18 protein-coding genes and 1 riboswitch are annotated in these 20358 nt (G+C 69.3%); of the genes, 10 read left to right on the forward strand and 8 right to left on the reverse strand.

Annotation, left to right across the window (positions count from 1 at the left end; translation table 11 throughout):
* The first annotated feature begins 121 nt into the window (after positions 1 to 121).
* Complete coding sequence (locus tag BLW82_RS14355; protein WP_010353616.1) at positions 122 to 379, forward strand: WhiB family transcriptional regulator; 258 nt, start codon at positions 122 to 124, stop codon at positions 377 to 379.
* Positions 380 to 560: 181 nt separating this feature from the next.
* On the opposite strand, the gene BLW82_RS14360 is transcribed toward BLW82_RS14355, so the two are convergent.
* Positions 561 to 2027, reverse strand: a complete 1467-nt coding sequence (locus BLW82_RS14360) for a sensor histidine kinase (protein WP_177233293.1) — start codon at positions 2025 to 2027, stop codon at positions 561 to 563.
* A gap of 632 nt (positions 2028 to 2659) precedes the next feature.
* Here BLW82_RS14360 and nagB point away from each other — a divergent pair.
* Together nagB and BLW82_RS14370 are read left to right on the forward strand one after the other, a co-directional pair.
* Positions 2660 to 3445, forward strand: coding sequence for a glucosamine-6-phosphate deaminase (gene nagB / locus BLW82_RS14365; protein WP_093499166.1), 786 nt, complete (start codon positions 2660 to 2662; stop codon positions 3443 to 3445).
* 129 nt (positions 3446 to 3574) lie between these two features.
* Entirely contained in the window at positions 3575 to 4111 is a 537-nt protein-coding gene (locus BLW82_RS14370; RefSeq protein WP_093508040.1) for a GNAT family N-acetyltransferase, read from the forward strand.
* A gap of 20 nt (positions 4112 to 4131) precedes the next feature.
* Here the strand turns inward: BLW82_RS14370 and BLW82_RS14375 are convergent, their stop codons facing one another.
* From BLW82_RS14375 to BLW82_RS14390, 4 genes are all read right to left on the reverse strand, one after another.
* Positions 4132 to 5622 (reverse strand): glycoside hydrolase family 3 protein, encoded by a 1491-nt coding sequence (locus BLW82_RS14375; RefSeq protein WP_093499167.1) that lies wholly within the window; start codon positions 5620 to 5622, stop codon positions 4132 to 4134.
* Positions 5623 to 5631: 9 nt separating this feature from the next.
* On the reverse strand, positions 5632 to 6474 hold the full coding sequence (locus tag BLW82_RS14380) for a carbohydrate ABC transporter permease (RefSeq protein WP_093499168.1): 843 nt from the start codon (positions 6472 to 6474) through the stop codon (positions 5632 to 5634).
* Positions 6471 to 7445, reverse strand: coding sequence for a carbohydrate ABC transporter permease (locus BLW82_RS14385; protein ID WP_093499169.1), 975 nt, complete (start codon positions 7443 to 7445; stop codon positions 6471 to 6473). The genes BLW82_RS14380 and BLW82_RS14385 overlap by 4 nt, the downstream gene beginning before the upstream one ends.
* 208 nt (positions 7446 to 7653) lie before the next feature.
* The gene (locus BLW82_RS14390) at positions 7654 to 8940 is read right to left on the reverse strand and encodes an extracellular solute-binding protein (protein WP_093499170.1); all 1287 of its coding nucleotides are present in this window, start codon (positions 8938 to 8940) and stop codon (positions 7654 to 7656) included.
* A gap of 359 nt (positions 8941 to 9299) precedes the next feature.
* Between BLW82_RS14390 and BLW82_RS14395 the strand changes: the two genes are divergently transcribed.
* The 6 genes from BLW82_RS14395 (at position 9300) to BLW82_RS14420 (ending at position 16407) form a co-directional block, all read left to right on the forward strand.
* Positions 9300 to 10064 (forward strand): GntR family transcriptional regulator, encoded by a 765-nt coding sequence (locus tag BLW82_RS14395; RefSeq protein WP_093499171.1) that lies wholly within the window; start codon positions 9300 to 9302, stop codon positions 10062 to 10064.
* 172 nt (positions 10065 to 10236) lie between these two features.
* Positions 10237 to 10518 carry a DUF3311 domain-containing protein gene (locus BLW82_RS14400; protein WP_177232946.1) on the forward strand — a complete coding sequence of 94 codons (282 nt, stop codon included), beginning with the start codon at positions 10237 to 10239 and terminating at the stop codon, positions 10516 to 10518.
* Complete coding sequence (mctP, locus tag BLW82_RS14405; RefSeq protein WP_093499172.1) at positions 10515 to 12119, forward strand: monocarboxylate uptake permease MctP; 1605 nt, start codon at positions 10515 to 10517, stop codon at positions 12117 to 12119. The genes BLW82_RS14400 and mctP overlap by 4 nt, the downstream gene beginning before the upstream one ends.
* 96 nt (positions 12120 to 12215) lie before the next feature.
* A complete protein-coding gene (locus BLW82_RS14410) occupies positions 12216 to 12722 on the forward strand; it encodes a GNAT family N-acetyltransferase (protein ID WP_093508042.1) in 507 nt (168 codons plus the stop codon).
* A 77-nt stretch (positions 12723 to 12799) separates the two neighbouring features.
* A riboswitch (cobalamin riboswitch) is annotated at positions 12800 to 12878 on the forward strand.
* Between the two features lie 146 nt (positions 12879 to 13024).
* The gene (locus BLW82_RS14415; RefSeq protein ID WP_093499173.1) at positions 13025 to 15400 is read left to right on the forward strand and encodes a ribonucleoside-diphosphate reductase subunit alpha; all 2376 of its coding nucleotides are present in this window, start codon (positions 13025 to 13027) and stop codon (positions 15398 to 15400) included.
* A complete protein-coding gene (locus tag BLW82_RS14420) occupies positions 15400 to 16407 on the forward strand; it encodes a ribonucleotide-diphosphate reductase subunit beta (protein WP_093499174.1) in 1008 nt (335 codons plus the stop codon). The genes BLW82_RS14415 and BLW82_RS14420 overlap by 1 nt, the downstream gene beginning before the upstream one ends.
* Here BLW82_RS14420 and BLW82_RS14425 read toward each other — a convergent pair.
* Complete coding sequence (locus BLW82_RS14425) at positions 16320 to 16571, reverse strand: hypothetical protein (protein WP_093499175.1); 252 nt, start codon at positions 16569 to 16571, stop codon at positions 16320 to 16322. The genes BLW82_RS14420 and BLW82_RS14425 overlap by 88 nt on opposite strands.
* A 93-nt stretch (positions 16572 to 16664) precedes the next feature.
* Here BLW82_RS14425 and BLW82_RS14430 point away from each other — a divergent pair, with 93 nt between their 5' ends.
* Complete coding sequence (locus BLW82_RS14430) at positions 16665 to 17630, forward strand: helix-turn-helix domain-containing protein (RefSeq protein ID WP_093499176.1); 966 nt, start codon at positions 16665 to 16667, stop codon at positions 17628 to 17630.
* Between the two features lie 39 nt (positions 17631 to 17669).
* Here the strand turns inward: BLW82_RS14430 and BLW82_RS14435 are convergent, their stop codons facing one another.
* Together BLW82_RS14435 and cyc1 are read right to left on the reverse strand one after the other, a co-directional pair.
* Positions 17670 to 19049, reverse strand: a complete 1380-nt coding sequence (locus BLW82_RS14435; protein WP_093499177.1) for a bifunctional albaflavenone monooxygenase/terpene synthase — start codon at positions 19047 to 19049, stop codon at positions 17670 to 17672.
* Entirely contained in the window at positions 19046 to 20131 is a 1086-nt protein-coding gene (gene cyc1, locus BLW82_RS14440; RefSeq protein ID WP_093508043.1) for an epi-isozizaene synthase, read from the reverse strand. Before cyc1 ends, BLW82_RS14435 begins: the two co-directional genes overlap by 4 nt.
* Positions 20132 to 20358 lie beyond the last annotated feature (227 nt).

The raw sequence follows: 20358 nt of genomic DNA on the forward strand, positions 1-20358 counted from the left end.
CTTCAACTCACAGGACCCCTGCCAGGGAACCTGGCGGTCGGCCCTTCACTTGTTGAGGGATTCGTGAAAGCGTTCACATTCACAAGCAACGTGCATGTAATACCAAGGAGAGGTAGCAGCCATGGACTGGCGTCACAACGCCGTTTGCCGCGAGGAAGACCCCGAGCTCTTCTTCCCCATCGGCAACACCGGTCCTGCGCTGCTGCAGATCGAGGAAGCCAAGGCCGTCTGCCGGCGCTGCCCCGTTATGGATCAGTGTCTGCAGTGGGCGCTCGAGTCCGGTCAGGACTCGGGCGTCTGGGGTGGTCTCAGCGAGGACGAGCGTCGCGCGATGAAGCGCCGTGCCGCCCGCAACCGGGCCCGTCAGGCCACCGCCTGACAGTCCCACCCCTGGTGACAGCCTGAGCTTGGCGGCGCGTACAGCGAGTACGCATCTCCCGCCCCCGAGCCGCAGCGCGCAGTACCCCCGATGCGCTTAGCAGTTGGAGCAGCAACGAGCGAGCAGCCCCGGACCCACCAGGTCCGGGGCTCTTTGCTGCCCAGGAGCCGCCCCCGGAGGCTCACTTCTGCGGGCGCACCGGCACGTCCAGGATCACCCGGGTCCCGCGCCCGGACGCCGGCACCATGTCGAACGTGCCGCCCAACTCGCCCTCCACCAGCGTCCGTACGATCTGCAGGCCGAGGTTGCCGGAGCGGTGCGGGTCGAAGCCCTCGGGCAGGCCGACGCCGTCGTCCTGGACGGTGACGAGGAGCCGGGCCTCCTTGGTGGTGCCGCCGCGGACCGCCGAGACCTCGACGGTGCCGGTGTCCCCCTCGCGGAAGCCGTGTTCGAGGGCGTTCTGCAGGACTTCGGTGAGCACCATCGACAGCGGCGTGGCCACCTCGGCGTCGAGTATCCCGAAGCGGCCGGTGCGCCGGCCGGTGACCTTGCCGGGCGAGATCTCGGCGACCATCGCGAGCACCCGGTCCGCGATCTCGTCGAACTCGACGCGCTCGTCCAGGTTCTGGGACAGAGTCTCGTGCACGATGGCGATCGAGCCGACCCGCCGCACGGCCTCCTCCAGAGCCTCCCGGCCGCGTTCCGAGTCGATGCGGCGGGCCTGCAGGCGCAGCAGCGCGGCGACCGTCTGGAGGTTGTTCTTCACCCGGTGGTGGATCTCCCGGATGGTCGCGTCCTTGGTGATCAACTCCCGCTCGCGGCGTCGCAGTTCGGTGACGTCCCGGAGCAGCACCAGGGACCCGATGCGGGTGCCCTTGGGCTTGAGCGGGATCGCCCGGAACTGGATGACGCCGTCCTCGGACTCGATCTCGAACTCGCGCGGTGCCCAGCCGCTGGCGAGTTTGGCGAGCGCCTCGTCCACCGGCCCCTTGGAGGGGGCGAGTTCGGCCGTGGTCTGGCCCAGGTGGTGGCCGAGCAGGTCGGCGGCGAGGCCGAGGCGGTGGTAGGCGGAGAGGGCGTTCGGGGAGGCGTACTGGACGATGCCGTCGCCGTCCACCCGGATCAGGCCGTCGCCGACGCGCGGCGAGGCGTCCATGTCGACCTGCTGGTTCGGGAAGGGAAACGATCCGGCAGCGATCATCTGCGCCAGGTCGGAAGCGCTCTGGAGGTAGGTGAGCTCCAGGCGGCTCGGGGTGCGCACGGTCAGCAGGTTGGTGTTGCGGGCGATGACCCCGAGGACCCGGCCCTCGCGCCGCACCGGGATGGACTCGACCCGTACGGGGACCTCTTCGCGCCACTCCGGGTCGCCCTCGCGGACGATCCGGCCCTCGTCCAGGGCGATGTCCAGCATGGGCCGGCGGCCGCGCGGCACCAGGTGGCCGACCATGTCGTCCTGGTAGGAGGTGGGGCCGGTGTTGGGGCGCATCTGCGCCACCGAGACGTACCGGGTGCCGTCCCGGGTGGGGACCCACAGGACCAGGTCGGCGAAGGAGAGGTCGGAGAGCAGCTGCCACTCCGAGACCAGCAGATGGAGCCACTCGAGGTCGGAGTCGTCGAGGGCGGTGTGCTGGCGGACCAGTTCGTTCATGGAGGGCACGTCTGTGAGCGTACCTGGCGGTATGTGGATGGCCGAAAACGCGCGACCGCGACGGAAGGGACGGCCCCGGAGACACCCGCGGGCCGCGGCGCCTGAGAGGGACCCTCAACCCTCCCGGCACCGCAGCCCGGAGCAGCAACGGCCGTGGGGTGTGCGGTCCCAGGTCGGCCGAAGGTGAGGAGCCGGGGCAGTCAGGGCAGAGAGCTCCGGTTCCTCGGTCCGCCTTCCTGTGCGGGGAAGACGGAAGAGTGTGACTGTGCCGTACGGCTGACGCCGTACTCGTTCAGCCCTCGTACGCAATTGTGGACTAGACCACGGTGTGTGTCCATGCGTTGGAGACTGTTCACAGTTGATGCGATCGCAGCGTAGCCCGCCGGGGGCGGCCGTGGGGGCGGATGTCCGGGGCAATTTTCGACGGCTCGGGCGAGGCACGGCCTCCCGTTGCGGAAATTTTCCCCAATTAACCCCATCTGACGTAGTCACGTAACCTCGCACTTGTCCCCTTTCTCTCCGCCCGGCCTCCGGCGACAGGGGTCGGTTCTGTTAGATTGGTCCCATCAGATTGGTCTAAACCACATAGACCTTCCAGACCCTCCAGCCCTCTTCAGAACGGCAGGCCCAGCGTGGAAGTTGTCATCGTTCCGGACGCCGCCGCGGGTGGCGAGCTGATCGCCGAGGCCATGGCTCAGCTGCTCAGGCACAAGCCGGCCGCGCTGCTCGGGGTGGCCACGGGCTCGACCCCGCTCCCCATCTACCAGGCGCTCACCGCGAAGGTCCGCGCCGGAGCGGTGGACGCCTCACGGGCACGCATAGCCCAGCTCGACGAGTACGTGGGACTGCCGGCCGACCACCCGGAGTCCTACCGGTCGGTGCTGCGGCGCGAGGTGCTGGAGCCGCTCGGGATCGGGATGGACGCGTTCCTCGGCCCCGACGGTACGGCCGAGGACGTGCAGGCCGCCTGCGAGGCGTACGACGCGGAGCTGGCGATGGCGGGCGGGGTGGACCTGCAACTGCTCGGGATCGGGACCGACGGGCACATCGGGTTCAACGAGCCCTGCTCGTCGCTGGCCTCGCGGACCCGGATCAAGACGCTGACCGAGCAGACGCGGGTCGACAACGCGCGGTTCTTCGACGGGGACATCACGCAGGTGCCGCACCACGTCATCACCCAGGGGATCGGGACGATCCTGGAGGCGCGGCACCTGGTGCTGCTGGCCACGGGTGAGGGCAAGGCCGACGCGATCGCGGCGACGGTGGAAGGGCCGGTCGCGGCGGTGTGCCCGGCGTCGGCCCTGCAGTTGCACCGGCACGCCACCGTGGTGGTCGACGACGCCGCCGCGTCGAAGCTGAAGCTCGCGGAGTACTTCCGGTACACCTTTGCCAACAAGCCGGAGTGGCAGGGGATTTGACGGTTCCGCCTGCCGCGTTCGGTGCGATTCGGACGTTCGGTGGGCGGCGGGTTGCTCGCGTGGTTCCTCCCCCCAGCCTTCGGCCGGGGGGACCCCCGGCACCCCTTACGGGGCACTACATTGCCCGGCATGACTGTGTTGGGAACCGATGTCTGGCCGCCCGCCCCGATCCGGACCGAGCGGCTCGTGCTCCGTGAGGCCGAGGCGCGGGACCGTGCGGCGGTCATCGAGATCAACGCCTCGCCGGAGGTGGGCACCTACGTCGGTGGGCCTCGGCCGCGTGCCGAGCTCGAACGCGTGGTCCCCGAGGTCCCCGGCCGGCGCCCCGGGTTCTTCGTGGCCGAGCTCGACGGAGCGGCGATCGGCACCGTCGAGCTCAACGCGCAGAGTCCCGACTCACCCGCCGAACGCCTGGCGGCCGGGGACACCCACCTCGGCTACCTGTTCCTGCCGGAGGCATGGGGGCACGGATACGCCGGCGAAGCGTGCGCGGCGGCGCTCGACTGGTTCTCCGGCGCGCGCCCCGGTGAGCCGGTGGTGCTCTACACCCAGACCGCCAACGTCCGCTCGATGCGCCTCGCGGCCAAGCTCGGCTTCACCGAGCGGGAGCGGTTCGAGGCGTACGGCGCCGAGCAGTGGTTCGGGGTGCGGTCACCCAACCGGTGACCGCACCCCGCCGGGATCCGCTACGCGGTCACGCCCGCGATGACCTCGGCCGCCGCCACTCCGCAGACCCGGGCCGCGCCGTGCGTCGCGACGTACAGGGCGCCCCGGGGCGTGGCCTGCGGTACGCCCATCTCCACCACGACGGTGTCGGGGCGGGCCTTGAGCAGGATGTCCAGGGCCGCGGTCATCCAGGGGTGCCGGTGTTCGTCCCGGACCACGGCGACGATCCGGCGGTCCCCCGCCGCCACGATCGCCGCGTGTCCCGCGTCCTCGCCGGCGAAGCTGCCGGTCTCGGTGCCGGGCACCAGCCGGGTCAGTTCGGCGGAGACGCCCCACGGGGTCTCCGTGCCCACGGCGATGTTGGTCTCGGGCGTGAGGGAGGCGACGAAGAGCGGCCCGGCCGGGGGCGTGTAGGGGTCGACGCGCGTCACACGGAGCGCGCGGCGGGCTGCGCGGAGGCCGATGTCCGTGAGGGCCGGGTCCGGCTGGGCCACCTCCGTCGTGGCCGTCCAGGTCGCCAGTGCCCGCACCCGCTGCGCCGCGTCGGCCAGGCGTTCCTCCGGGAGTTCCCCGGAGCGGACCGCCGCGACCAGGGCGTCGCGCAGCCGTCGTACCGTCTCGTCGTCCGAGAGGCCGCCGCCCACGCAGATCGCGTCGGCGCCGGCGGCGAGGGCCAGGACGGTGCCGTGTTCGATGCCGTAGGTCCCGGCGATGGCCTGCATCTCGATGCCGTCGGTGACGATCAGGCCGTCGTAGCCGAGTTCGCCGCGCAGGAGCTCGGTCAGGACGCGGTGGGACAGCGTGCCGGGCCGGGCCGGGTCCAGGGCGGGGACCAGGATGTGCGCGCTCATCACGGCGCGGCTGCCGGCGGCGATGGCGGCGCGGAAGGGCACCAGTTCGCGGGCGTGCAGGACCTCGGCGCCCACGTCGATGCGGGGCATGGCGAGGTGGGAGTCGACGGCGGTGTCGCCGTGGCCCGGGAAGTGCTTGGTGCAGGCCGCCACCCCGGCCGCCTGGAGACCGGTGACGTAGGCCGCCGTGTGCCGGGCGACCAGGTCCTGGTCGGCGCCGAAGGAGCGGACGCCGATGACCGGGTTGGCGGAGTTGGAGTTCACGTCGGCGACCGGGGCCCAGCTGAAGTTGACCCCGCAGGCGGCGAGGCGGCGGCCCAGTTCGAGGGCGACCTGCCGGGTGAGCTCCGGGTCGTCGACGGCGCCCAGGGCGTGGTTGCCGGGGAAGGAGGAGCCGGTGCGCACCTCCAGGCGGGTGACGTCACCGCCCTCCTCGTCGATCGCCACCAGGACGTCGTCCCGCTCGGCGCGCAGCTGGGCGGTGAGGGCCGAGAGCTGCTCGGCCGAGATGATGTTGCGGCCGAACACGCCCACCGAGGCGAGGCCCTCGCCGAGCCGGCGCAGCAGCCAGTCGGGGGCGGTGGTGCCGGTGAAGCCCGGCTGGAGGACCGTCAGCGCGTCGCGCGTGAGTGTGTCCGTACCGCTGGCGAATGTCGTCATCGGATGGGGTTATCCCTTCACGGCGCCCGCGGTGAGACCCGCGGCCATCTTGCGCTGGACGAGGAGGAACAGGACGACGATCGGCACGGCGAGCATGGTGGCGCCGGCCATCATCGGGGCGTATTCGGTGCCGTGCTGCGTGGTGAAGTTGGCCAGCCAGACGGTCGCCGTCTGGTGGTCCTGGCTGAGCAGCATCAGGGCGTAGAGGTACTCGTTCCAGGCCTGGATGAAGCCGTAGACCGAGGTGGCGACCAGGCCGGGGGCGAGCAGCGGGAAGACCACCCGGACGAAGGCGCCGGTGCGGGAGCAGCCGTCGACCATGGCGGCCTCCTCCAGCTCCTTCGGGATGTTGACGATGAAACCGCGCAGGGTCCACACCGTGAACGGCAGGATGAAGGTCAGGTAGGTGATGATCAGGCCGCTGAGCTTGTCGTACTGGTCCAGGTCGTTGAGGAGCAGGAAGACCGGGATGATCATGGCGACCAGCGGGATCATCTGGACCGCGAGGATGCCGACGATCACGATCTTGCGGCCGCGGAAGGCGAATCGGGAGATGGCCAGGGCGGCCAGCAGTCCGACGGCCATGCCGATCACCACGACGGAGAGGGACACGATCAGGCTGCGGCCGACCGGGCCCCAGAAGTCGGCGATGTCCAGTGCGCGGCTGAAGTTGGACAGGGTGATGCCGGTGGGCAGCAGGCTCGGGTCCGGGTCGATGGCGTCCTTCGCCGGCTTGAACGCCGTGTTCAGCATCCAGTAGACGGGGAAGCCCGCGATGACGAAGACGAGGAGGCCGAGGAGGTTCCAGCCGGCCTTCGCCCTCCTGCGGGCGGGGGTGACGACGGTGCTCATTCGACCTCTCCGATCTTCAGCATCTGGCGCATGTACACGGCGACGACGCCGAGCAGGAGGAGCACGGTGAGCAGGGCGATCGCGGAGCCCTGCCCGTAGTCGTTGACGACGAAGGCGCGGTCGTAGGACCAGGTGGTGAGCAGCTGGAACTCGGCCTCGGGGTGGCCGCCGCGCATCACGAAGACCTGCGGGAAGACGCCCATGTCCCAGATGACCGAGAGCGTCGTGAGCATCACGATGACCGGCTTGAGGATGGGCAGCGTGACGTAGCGGAAGACGCCCCAGGGGCCGGCGCCGTCGAGGCGGGCGGCCTCCTCCAGCTCCTTGGGGACCTGGGTGAGTCCGGCGCTGAGCGTGATGACCACGAAGGGGACCGCTCCCCAGACCACCAGGAGCATGATCACCGCGAGCCCCTCGGGCCCGCTGGCGAACCAGTTGTGGCCGACCATGTCGACCCCGGGGAGCTTGCTGAGCAGGGCGTTGAGGATGCCGTAGTCGGAGTCGAAGAGCCACTTGAAGACCGTGGTGGCGACGATGACCGGCATGCCCCAGCTGGCCACCAGCGCGATGTTGACCAGCGTCTTCACCCAGCCGGAGACGCGTTGCAGCAGCAGCGCGATGAGCATGCCGACGACCATGGTGAAGACGACGGAGCCACCCGCGAAGACGATCGTGCGCAGCACGACCTGCCAGAACTCGCTGTCGCCGAGCACCTTGGAGAAGTTCCCGAACCCGACCCAGTCGGCCGGCTTGAACCCCCACAGCTGGGACTGCCCGAACTCCTGGAAGGAGAGGGTGACCAGCCGGTAGAGGGGGTAGCCGAGGACGAGCGCCAGGATCAGCAGGCAGGGGGCGAGCAGCAGCCAGGGAACGGCGGGCCCGCCCGAGCCCCGGTTCGCACGTGGTCTTTGCGGGGAGTCCGGTGGAGGTGCCGGCACCTTGGCGGGTGTGGTCGTATCAACGGCACTCATCGTGCGCTCCTCAAACAGATCGTGAGAGGCCGCCAGCGGCCCCGCGTCCCGTCAGGGGCGCGGGGACTACCCCCGGCCGAGGGCTGGGGGAGGAACTGCGCGACCAGCCACGACGAACCGGCACAACCCACCAACCCATCGCGGCACCTTCTGACATCACCTGCCGGCCGGACCTGACCCCCCGTCGGTCAGGCCCGGCCGCAGACCATTACGGGGTGTTGATGACCTTGTCGATCGCCGCGTCGGCCTCCTTGGCCGCCGCCTCGACGCTCTCCTTGCCGGTGCCGATGTTCTGCAGCATCGTCTGGAGCACCTGGGCCTTCTCGACCTGGCCCCAGCCCGGCGCCATCGGCACGAACCAGTTGGACGCGGCCGCCTCGGCCGGCACCGCGGTCGCCGGGTCGTTCTTCAGCGTGGCGAGGTCGGTCTTGTTGTTCGGCAGGTTGCCCTTGGCCATCAGGCCCTTCTGGCCGGAGGGACCGGTGAACGCGTTGATCCACTCGGCGGCGACGCCCTGCGCCTTCGACTTCACCGGGATGGCGAGGTCGGAGCCGCCCAGGAAGACCGGCATGTTCTTGCCGGACGGGCCCGGCATCACGAAGTTGACGAGGTTGTCCTTCAGCTTGCCGCCGGTCTTGTCGTTCTTCGGGTCGGCCGCGGTCGCGCCCTCCCAGGCGGCACCGAAGATCATGGCCGACTTGCCCTGGCCGTAGACGATGTAGCGGTCCGACTCGTCCTTGGTCTTGTCACCGTGCATGTACTTGTCGATGACGTTCTTGAACTCGGTGAGGCCCTTGACGGACTCGGCCGAGGAGAGGTTGCCCTGCCACTTGCCGCCGTTCTCGACGGCGATGGAGCCACCGGCGTCGTAGACGAAGGACATGGCCGCGTACCAGTCACGGGTGGGCTGGTACCAGGCGCTGAACTTGTCGCCTTCCTTCTTCTGGATCTTGTCCAGGTCGGCGGTCAGCTCGGTGTAGGTCTTCGGCGTGGTCTTGATGCCGGCCGAGGCGGCGATGTCCTTGCGCCAGTTGGCGACGCGGCCACCGGCGTAGTACGGCACGCCGTAGGTCTTGTCCTGGTAGGTGACGGAGGCCTTGAGGCCGTCGAGCCACTGGTCGGAGTTGGTGAACTGGGAGGCGTCGACGGGGGCGAAGGCGCCCTTGACCATGTAGCTGAGCATCTCGGTGTTGCCCATCTCGACCACGTCGGGGGCCTTGTCCGTGGCGAGGACGGCGTCCAGCTTGGTGTTCTTGTCCGGCCAGCCGTAGTACTCGTGCTTGATCTTGATGCCGGGGTGCTTCTTCTGCACGGCGGCGTCGGCGGCCTTGACCAGGTCGGGCCAGTTGTTCTGCGCGTCCACCGTGAGCCAGACGGTCAGCTCCTTGGCGTCCGAGCCCTGGGACTTGTTGTCGTCCTTGTTGTCACTGCCACACGCCGCGACCGAGAAGACCATGCCCGCGATACCAATCGCGGCTATCAGCTTGCGCTTCACGCCACCCTCCTCAGGGATGCCACAAACCCCCCTGCCTCCCCGCACGAGCGTTGGGCCGGGACCTGGACCAATGGTGTAGACCAGTGCGGGAAGCTTGGCCCAGACCACCAGGCCTGTCAAGGGTGGCCGAATAGGCTCCGACCAGCCGTTATGCGACCTACATATGCAGGAACCTTTAAGTAAGAACCCCTCGAAAACCCGAGGCGCGGACGAGACAATTCCGGTAGACCACTCACTCGGTGGACTAGACCAACAGCGCCGACGACGGTATACAGAGGGGATCACGCAGCGTGCAGGGCGAATCCCGTACGCTGCCGTGCCACGAGGCGAGCCGCATCAATAAGCCGGGAAGGCGGAGCATGAGCACCGACGTCAGCAGTGCGGAGAACGAGAGCGGGACAGCCGTCCGTACCGCGCGCGTGCCCAAGTACTACCGCCTGAAGAAGCACCTGCTCGAAATGACCGAGACACAGGCCCCCGGCACCCCGGTCCCGCCCGAGCGCACCCTGGCCGCCGAGTTCGACACCTCCCGCACCACCGTCCGCCAGGCGCTCCAGGAGCTCGTCGTCGAGGGCCGCCTCGAGCGCATCCAGGGCAAGGGCACCTTCGTCGCCAAGCCCAAGGTCTCCCAGGCGCTCCAGCTCACCTCGTACACGGAGGACATGCGGGCCCAGGGCCTGGAGCCGACCTCGCAGCTGCTGGACATCGGCTACATCACCGCCGACGACCGGCTCGCCGGCCTGCTCGACATAACGGCAGGCGGGCGGGTGCTGCGCATCGAGCGGCTGCGCATGGCCAACGGCGAGCCCATGGCGATCGAGACCACGCACCTGAGCGCGAAGCGCTTCCCCGCCCTGCGCCGGTCCCTCGTCAAGTACACGTCCCTGTACACCGCCCTCGCCGAGGTGTACGACGTCCATCTCGCCGAGGCCGAGGAGACCATCGAGACCTCGCTGGCGACCCCGCGCGAGGCCGGCCTGCTCGGCACCGACGTGGGCCTGCCGATGCTGATGCTCTCCCGCCACTCCCTGGACCGCGACGGCCAGCCGGTGGAATGGGTGCGCTCGGTGTACCGCGGCGACCGCTACAAGTTCGTCGCGCGGCTCAAGCGGCCCCAGGACTGACCCGTTCGCACCGCCGACCCCTGACGGTACGTCACCCTTCTCCACCGAATCGACATACCGATATGCGGATGAGGTCTTCCGCTGACCTTTCGCGTTCGCCATGATTGCCTGCGCATTACACAGGTGAACAACGGTGATCGCCGTGCGGTCAGTGAGGGGACGGAGCCGCAAGATGTCAGATGCCTCCGATGTGACCAAAGCGGCGGTGGTGACGCCCATACGCGTCGCCATCGCCGTCTGTCTTATAGCGCCCTTCGTGGCGATGCTCTGGGTGGACTCGTACGCCAAGACGGACCCGGCGTTCATCGGGATCCCGTTCTTCTACTGGTACCAGATGCTCTGGGTGCTGCTCTCCACCGCGCTCACCATGACCGCGTACCAGTTGTGGCAGCGTGACCAGCGCACCCGCAAGGCCGGGGCCGCGACGGACACGGACGGGGGTGCGCAGCGGTGAAGGACGGTGTGAACGGCGTCGCGCTCGGCGTCTTCATCTTCTTCTTCCTGGCCGTCACGGTCATGGGCTTCCTGGCCGCGCGCTGGCGCAAGGCCGAGAACGAGCACTCCCTCGACGAATGGGGGCTCGGCGGCCGGTCGTTCGGCACCTGGGTCACCTGGTTCCTGCTCGGCGGTGACCTGTACACGGCGTACACCTTCGTCGCCGTACCGGCGGCGATCTACGCGGCGGGCGCGGCCGGCTTCTTCGCGGTGCCGTACACGATCCTGGTGTACCCGCTGATCTTCACGTTCCTGCCGCGTCTGTGGTCGGTCTCGCACAAGCACGGCTACGTGACGACCTCGGACTTCGTGCGCGGCCGTTTCGGCTCCAAGGGCCTCTCGCTCGCCGTCGCGCTGACCGGCATCCTGGCGACGATGCCGTACATCGCACTGCAACTCGTCGGCATCCAGGCGGTGCTGGACGTGATGGGCGTCGGCGGCAGCGACGGCACCAACTGGTTCGTGAAGGACCTCCCGCTGCTCATCGCCTTCGGCGTGCTCGCGGCCTACACCTACTCCTCGGGCCTGCGCGCCCCCGCCCTGATCGCGTTCGTGAAGGACGCGCTGATCTACATCGTCATCGCGGTGGCGATCATCTACATCCCGATCAAGCTGGGCGGCTTCGACGACATCTTCGCCAAGGCGGGCGACAAGTTCACGGCGGCGGGAGCGGGCGGCCTCGTCCCGCCCGCGGCCGGCCAGTGGACGTACGCCACCCTGGCGCTGGGCTCCGCGCTGGCCCTGTTCATGTACCCGCACTCGATCACCGCGACGCTCTCCTCCCGGAGCCGTGACGTGATCCGCCGCAACACCACGATCCTGCCGCTGTACTCCCTGATGCTGGGCCTGCTCGCCCTGCTCGGCTTCATGGCCATCGCGGCCGGCGTCAAGGTCACCAACGGTCAGCTGGCCATCCCGCAGCTGTTCGAGAACATGTTCCCGGACTGGTTCGCGGGCGTGGCCTTCGCGGCGATCGGGATCGGTGCCCTGGTCCCCGCGGCGATCATGTCCATCGCGGCCGCGAACCTCTTCACCCGCAACATCTACCGGGACTTCATCAAGCCGGACGCCACGCCGAAACAGGAGGCCCAGGTCTCCAAGCTGGTCTCGCTGCTGGTGAAGGTGGGCGCGCTGATCTTCGTGCTCACCATGGACAAGACGGTCGCCATCAACTTCCAGCTGCTCGGCGGCATCTGGATCCTGCAGACCTTCCCGGCCCTGGTCGGCGGCCTGTTCACCCGCTGGTTCCACCGCTGGGCCCTGCTGGCGGGCTGGGCGGTCGGCATGGTCTACGGCACCGTCGCCGCCTACGGCGTGGCCTCCCCGACCCAGGCGCACTTCGGCGGCTCGTCCAAGGACATCCCCGGCCTCGGCCAGATCGGCTACATCGGCCTGACGGCGTTCGTGACGAACGTGGTCGTCACGGTGGTCCTGACCTTCGCCCTGAAGGCCTTCAAGGCCCCCGAGGGCATCGACGAGACCAGCCCCCAGGACTACACGGCGGACGCGGGCGACCCGGGCGTCGAGGCGGAACTGCCCCCGGCGGTAGCGCCCCTCTAGGGGCGCGGGGAACTGCGCGACCAGCCACACATGACCCCCAGCGGGCCGCCGGGAAATTCCACCCCCGGCGGCCCGCCGTCGTCCACACTCACCCGCATGGACATCGTCATCCGGGAAGTGAGACCCACCGAGTACGACGCTCTCGGCGCCATGACCGCCCAGGCCTACCTCCAGGACGGCCTCCTGGACTTCGGCGAGAGCGACTCGTATCTCACCGAACTCAAGGACGTCGCGAAGCGGGCAGCCGCGGCCACCGTCCTCGTCGCGACGGCCGGCGACACCCTCCTGGGCGGTGTCACCTTCGTCCCCGGCCCCGGCCCGATGGCCGACGTCGCCGCCCCCTCGGAGGCCGAGATCAGGATGCTCGCCGTCACCCGGGCCGCCCGCGGCCGCGGCGCCGGCGAGGCCCTCGTACGGGCCTGCGTCGATCGCGCACGGGCCGTGCCGGGCTGCACGGCCGTCGTGCTGTCCACCCAGCCGACCATGCACACCGCCCACCGGCTCTACGAACGCCTCGGCTTCGTCCGCACCCCGGACCGGGACTGGAATCCCCTGCCAGAGCCGGCAGACATCACTCTCCTCACCTACGAGTTGACGCTCTGACACCGCCACGACACAACATCTGGGGGTGATGTGACAGCCCGGCACTAGATGTATGCTCATGCTCGCTGTCGCCGCAGGGGAATCCGGTGCGAATCCGGAACTGTCCCGCAACGGTGTACTTGTGCATGTTCGTGCACAGGAGTCAGTCCGAGGACCTGCCGACAGCACGCCCGGCCACCCGGTCAGGGCGTTCTGACGTCCGGGCCTCGTGGAGTGGGCCAGGGTCTCGACGCGTGCCCGCGCGCGCTCGTGCTGCACCCTGCCCTCCGCCAGGCCCCGTGCCCTGCGAGGGAGAGCCCCACGTGACCATCGCGCCAGCCGACCCGGCTTCAGCGACCAGCTCTGTGGAATCCGCGGCGGACGACGGTCCCGGTACCGCGTTGTTGCGGACCCTGACCGAGCTGACCGCCGACCTCCCCGACGCGGACCCCGGCCGGGTCGCCGCCGCCGCGTTGCGCGGCCGGTCGGCGCGGGCCGACGAGTCGGAACTGCGCGAGCTGGCCACAGAGGCCGCCGCCGGGCTGATCTCGGAGGACCCCGCCTACTCGCGGCTGGCCGCACGTCTGCTCACCGTCTCCGTCCGCGCCGAGGCGGCCTCGCAGGGCGTGACGTCCTTCACCGGGTCCGTCGCGGTGGGGCACCGCGAGGGCCTCATCGCCGACCGGACCGCCGAGTTCGTACGGCTGCACGCGGCCCGCCTCGACGCGCTCGTCGACCCGGTCGCCGACGACCGCTTCGGCTACTTCGGCCTGCGCACGCTGCACAGCCGGTACCTGCTGCGGCATCCGATCACCCGCAAGGTCATCGAGACCCCCCAGCACTTCATGCTCCGCGTCGCCGCCGGTCTCGCCGAGGACGACACCGTCAGATCGGTGGACGAAGTCGCCGCGCTCTACGGGCTGATGAGCCGCCTCGACTACCTCCCGTCCTCCCCGACCCTCTTCAACTCCGGCACCCGGCACCCCCAGATGTCGTCCTGCTACCTCCTCGACTCCCCGAAGGACGAGCTGGACTCGATCTACGACCGCTACCACCAGGTCGCCCGGCTCTCCAAGCACGCCGGCGGCATCGGTCTGTCGTACAGCCGCATCCGCTCCCGCGGGTCGCTCATCCGCGGCACCAACGGGCACTCCAACGGCATCGTGCCGTTCCTGAAGACGCTGGACGCCTCGGTCGCCGCCGTGAACCAGGGCGGCCGGCGCAAGGGCGCGGCCGCGGTCTACCTGGAGACCTGGCACTCCGACATCGAGGAGTTCCTGGAGCTGCGCGACAACACCGGTGAGGACGCCCGCCGTACGCACAACCTGAACCTCGCGCACTGGGTCCCGGACGAGTTCATGCGCCGGGTGAACGCGGACGAGCCGTGGTCGCTGTTCTCCCCCGCCGACGTGCCGGAACTCGTGGACCTGTGGGGCGACGCGTTCGACGCGGCCTACCGCAGGGCCGAGGCCGCGGGACTGGCCCGCAAGACCGTCCCGGCCCGTGACCTGTACGGCCGGATGATGCGGACCCTCGCGCAGACCGGCAACGGCTGGATGACCTTCAAGGACGCGGCCAACCGCACCGCCAACCAGACGGCCACCCCCGGCCACGTCGTCCACTCCTCCAACCTCTGCACGGAGATCCTGGAGGTCACGGACGACGGCGAGACGGCCGTGTGCAACCTGGGTTCAGTGAACCTCGGTGCCTTCGTCGACACGGCGACCGGTGACATCGACTGGGAGCGGCTGGACGGGACCGTCCGCACCGCCGTCACCTTCCTCGACCGGGTCGTCGACATCAACTTCTACCCGACCGAGCAGGCCGGCCGCTCCAACGCCAGGTGGCGTCCGGTGGGCCTGGGCGCCATGGGCCTCCAGGACGTCTTCTTCAAGCTGCGGCTGCCCTTCGACTCCGCCGAGGCGAAGGCGCTGTCCACCCGGATCGCCGAGCGGATCATGCTCGCCGCGTACGAGGCCTCCGCGGACCTCGCCGAGCGCAACGGCGCGCTGCCGGCCTGGGAGAAGACCCGTACCGCGCGGGGTGTGCTGCACCCCGACCACTACGGCGTCGAGTTCACCTGGCCGGAGCGCTGGGCGGCGCTGCGCGCGCGGATCGCGACGACCGGCCTGCGCAACAGCCTGCTGCTCGCCATCGCGCCCACCGCCACCATCGCGTCGATCGCGGGCGTCTACGAGTGCATCGAGCCGCAGGTCTCGAACCTCTTCAAGCGCGAGACGCTGTCCGGTGAGTTCCTCCAGGTCAACTCCTACCTGGTGCAGGACCTCAAGGACCTCGGCGTCTGGGACGCCCGCACCCGCGAGGCGCTGCGCGAGGCCAACGGCTCGGTGCAGGACTTCGTCTGGATCCCCGAGGAGGTGCGCGACCTCTACCGCACCGCCTGGGAGATCCCGCAGCGCGGCCTGATCGACATGGCCGCCGCCCGCACCCCCTACCTGGACCAGGCCCAGTCCCTGAACCTGTTCCTGGAGACGCCGACCATCGGCAAGCTCTCCTCGATGTACGCCTACGCCTGGAAGTCGGGCCTGAAGACGACGTACTACCTGCGCTCGCGCCCGGCGACCCGGATCGCCCGCGCCGCCCGGGCCCAGGCCACCATCCCCGTCCAGCAGGCGGCCCCCGAAGACGCCGTCGCCTGCTCCCTGGAAAACCCCGAGTCCTGCGAGGCCTGCCAGTGATGTCCAGCAAGAACCTTCTCGACCCCGGCTTCGAGCTCACGCTCCGCCCGATGCGCTACCCGGACTTCTACGAGCGCTACCGGGACGCGATCAAGAACACCTGGACCGTGGAGGAGGTCGACCTCCACTCCGACGTCGCCGACCTCGCGAAGCTGTCCCCGATGGAGCAGCACCTGATCGGCCGGCTGGTCGCCTTCTTCGCGACCGGCGACTCGATCGTGGCCAACAACCTGGTGCTGACGCTGTACAAGCACATCAACTCCCCGGAGGCGCGGCTCTATCTGAGCCGGCAGCTGTTCGAGGAGGCCGTGCACGTCCAGTTCTACCTGACGCTCCTGGACACCTACCTGCCCGACCCGGAGGACCGCGCGGCCGCCTTCGCGGCGGTCGAGAACATCCCCTCCATCCGGGAGAAGGCCGAGTTCTGCTTCAAGTGGATGGACTCGGTGGAGAACCTGGACCGCCTGGAGTCCAGGGCCGACCGCCGCCGCTTCCTGCTCAACCTCATCTGCTTCGCCGCGTGCATCGAGGGCCTGTTCTTCTACGGCGCCTTCGCGTACGTCTACTGGTTCCGCAGCCGGGGTCTGCTGCACGGTCTCGCCACGGGCACCAACTGGGTGTTCCGTGACGAGACGATGCACATGAGCTTCGCGTTCGACGTGGTGGACACGGTCCGCAAGGAGGAGCCGGAGCTCTTCGACGACGAGCTGCGGCAGCAGGTCACCGACATGCTCCGGGAGGCCGTCGAGGCCGAGCTGCAGTTCGCCCGAGACCTGTGCGGCGACGGCCTGCCCGGCATGAACACCGACTCGATGCGCCAGTACCTGGAGTGCGTCGCCGACCAGCGGCTCGGCCGCCTGGGCTTCGCCCCGGTGTACGGCTCGGAGAACCCGTTCTCCTTCATGGAGCTGCAGGGCGTTCAGGAGCTGACGAACTTCTTCGAGCGGCGGCCGTCCGCGTACCAGGTGGCGGTGGAGGGCACAGTCGACCTGGACGAGGACTTCTGAGCCTTCCGGGGCTCCCGCTCCCCGCGGTCCTCGTGGGCCTCCCTGATCTGCCGGTCGATGCGCCTGTCGCGCAGGACGCCGAGCACAGACGGGAGGGCCATGAGGACCAGGATGCCGAGGACCAGGACCATTCCGACGAGACCTTCGATCTGGTTTCCGTTCATGGACACTACTCTCGCGCCGGATGCTCCTTACCGTGAGTGGCAGCACTGCCACGAACCCTCGAATTACTGCCAGCGGCGAGGCACACTGGCAGCATGCTGAAGAACGTGGCGACGGTGCTCCTCGACGGTGTGCACCCCTTCGAGCTGGGGGTGGTCTGCGAGGTCTTCGGCCTCGACCGCTCCGACGAGGGGCTGCCGGTGTACGACTTCGCGGTGGTCTCGGCGGAGGGTCCCGCACTCGGCACCCACGTGCCCGGCCTCACCGTCTCGACGCCGTACGGTCTGGACCGCCTCGAAGAGGCCGACCTGATCGCGGTGCCGGCCTCGGACTCCAACGTCGCCCGGGACTACCCGCCCGAGCTGCTCGACGCGCTGCGCCGGGCGGCGGACCGGGGGGCCAGGGTGCTCAGCGTCTGCTCCGGTGTCTTCGTGCTCGGTGCGGCCGGGCTGCTGGACGGGCGCCGGTGTGCGGTGCACTGGCGGCACGCGGAGCTGCTGGCCCGCCGCTTCCCGCGCACCCGGGTCGAGCCGGACGTGCTCTACGTCGACGAGGACCCGGTGATCACCTCGGCGGGCACCTCCGCCGGTATCGACGCCTGTCTGCACATCGTGCGCAAGGAGCAGGGACCCGAGGTCGCCCGGAAGATCGCCCGGCGGATGGTGGTGCCCCCGCACCGGGACGGCGGCCAGGCCCAGTACATCGAGCGCCCGCTGCCGGAGGGCCCCTGCGACACGGTCGGCGAGGTGCTGGCCTGGATGACGGAGCACCTCGACGAGGAGGTCACCGTCGAGCAGCTGGCCGCCCGCGCCCTGATGGCCCCGCGCACCTTCGCCCGCCGCTTCCAGCAGGAGACCGGCACCACGCCCTACCGCTGGATCCTGCGGCAACGGGTTCTGCTGGCACAGGAGTTGCTGGAGGGGACGGACGAGACGATGGACGCGATCGCGGGCCGGACCGGGTTCGGGACGGCGGCCGCGCTGCGGCACCAGTTCGTGAAGTCGCTGGGCACCACGCCGAACGCCTACCGGCGCGCGTTCCGGGGCCCGCAGGCCGCCTGAGCGCGCGCCGGTTTCAGGCGTGATCCGCCGGTCGACGGGTCACCAGGGCACGGGTGCGAGCAGCAGCCGGTGCGGGCGCAGGGTGATGCCCACCCGGGTGGCGTCGTTCGACCCGGGGACCTGTTCGAAGCGGTACCTGGCGCACAGGGCCGCCGTGATCAGGCTGAGCTGGGTCATGGAGAAGTGGTCGCTGGGGCACTTGCGGTTGCCGACGCTGAAGGGGCTCATGGCGTACTTGGGCACCTCCCCTGCCCGCTCCGGCAGCCAGCGGTCCGGGTCGAAGTCGAGGTGCCCGGGGTAGGAGTGCGGATCGCGCTGGACGGCGTAGGGGCTGTAGACGACGTCGGCCCCGGCCGGAATGCGATAGCCACCGAGTTCCGTGTCGGTCTTGGCCCGCCGCGTCAATATCCATACGGCCGGCCGCAAACGCATCGCCTCGACGACGACATTGTTGGTGTGCGTGAGCCGGCGCACGTGCTCAAAACCAACCGGCTGGCCGCCCGTCACGGATTCGACCTCGGACCGTACCTTCTCCGCGTGTTCCGGGTGTTCCGCGAGGACCTGGAGCAGCCACATGATCGTGGACGCGACGGTTTCGCTGCCGGGAGTGAGTATCGCGACCACCTGGTCGTGGATCTCCTGTTCCCCGATGGGGTCGCCATTCTCGTCCTTCGCCTCGAGCAATGCCGTCAGCAAATCGTCCGGCTTTTGACCAGATGCCCGGCGCTCCGCGACGATCTCGTCGACGAGGAGATGCAAATCGGCCAGCGCCCGGTTGAATTCGCGGTTGGCCGGCAACGGCAGCTTGTACAGCGGGCCGAGTGGTACGACCATCCGCCGGTACATACCGCGGAAGACGCTCGCGAGGTCGACGCTGAGCCGCTCGGCGCGCTCGTCCATGTACTCGCCGCGCAGCAGGCAGCGGGCGGCGATGCGGACGGCGACCCGGAAGGACTCCGAGGTGCAGTCGACGGTGGCGCCGGGCTGCCAGCGCTCGGTCAGCGCGTGCGCCTCCTCCTCCATGACCGGCCCGTACGCGGGGATCGCGGCGAGGTTGAACGCGGGCTGGATGGTGCGGCGCTGGCGCCGGTGGCGGGGGCCGTTGGCGGTGGCGACGCCCTCCTTGCCGAGCAGCCCCTCCAGGGACTCCCACAGCGGGCCCGCGATGATGAAGTCGGGGTTCAGGGCGAGGGCGCCGGTGAGTTCGGGGGTGGTGACGGCGTAGACCTCCTTGGGGCCGAGCCTGAGGCGCACCATGTCGCCGTGGGCGCGCAGCCGGGTCATGAAGGTCAGCGGGTCGCGGACCAGCCGCCAGCCGTGCCCGAGGACCGGCACACCACCGCCGGCCAGCGGCGGTTCGCGCAGTTCACCGTGTGCGGAAGCCTCCGCGGTCGCGGGCTTCACGGACTCGACGGTCATTTCTCACCTGCCGCTTCGTTGTTGACGTACGGGGGCGTGGACCGGTCGTCCCAGCTGTCGACCATGTAACGGCCGGATTCGTGGTGGAACCAGTAGACGGAACTGAACCAGTTCCGCATGTTGCCGACGCAGGCCGTGACGGCGGCGCCGATTTCCTTTCCCTGCACGGTGCCGTCGTCGAGTTCCTGGGCGAACCGCAGTGCGGTCCGCTCCGCGACCAGGAATTCGCTTATGCATTCCTCGACGCGTCGCCTGACTTCCTCGACCGACTGTTCCAGGCTCATTCCCTCATGGGTGACGAGACTGATTCCGAGGTTGTGCACCTCGTCGCCCGCTATTTCCTTCGGCAGCGAGCAGAGGTCGTTGTACCAGGCGGCGAATTCCTGACTGAGCAGCGCCGGCCGGCGGTACGCGGGGTTTTTCCTTACGGCGTCCGGGAGTTCGGTCCCCGCGCTCGGCTCCAGCAGGTCCGTCCATATCCAGTGGGCGAAGGTGAGGCGCCGCAGGGCCAGGTATTCCTCGACCCCGGGAACGTAGCCCGAGGTGCGGTTGCGGAACTCGCGGTCGTAGGCCTCGATCACCTGGTGGAAGTGCCGGGCGAACCGCTGGTTCCAGGTCCCGGGCAGGAACGTGTACAACCGGGCGATGCTGTCGGCGAACCCGGCGACCAGGGTGTCCGGGTGGTGCAGATGGTGCAGGGGCGCGTCGAGTGCCGCGTGCAGCCGGAACCGCAGCCGCCGCCAGTCGGCCGACCTGTCGTGCACGACGTCGCGGTCGTGCCGGTCATCCCAGACGAAGAACCAGGCGCTGTAGTCGCATATCGCCTGGATGACCTCGTCGGAGGCGCCCAGGTAGTACCCCGCCATCAGGTCCGTGTAGCAAAGACCGTCGGCATATTCCCGAACCTTGTCCGCCGGCATCAGCCGCTTTTCCAGCAGCCAGAGGCGGGTCTTCTCCTGTAGCTGGGGCCAATACGGATGCAGTTGCCGGGGAAACTCGGCCTCGATCACCGGGAGGGCGAGTTGTGGTGGAACCGCGACCGCCGTCGGCGTCGATGTGGTGCTGTGTGGGAAAGCATGCACGAACAAACCCCTCTCAGCCGAGCCAGGTGCGCACGCCCCTCCCGCTGTGCCGGGCGTGCGCCGTTGCGTATCCCCGCAGTTACTATTCAGCACCACAACTGACCGGTCTGGGAACGGATTTGCTTCACTCACTACCCCACAGTGCCGAGAACCTCCCCTTGTGTGACTGATTCGGGTTCGCTAGGGGTGCACAAAGGATCGAATGTACGGCGCACAGACGAGCGGGT

Source organism: Streptomyces sp. Ag109_O5-10 (assembly GCF_900105755.1).
Taxonomy (GTDB): Bacteria; Actinomycetota; Actinomycetes; order Streptomycetales; family Streptomycetaceae; genus Streptomyces.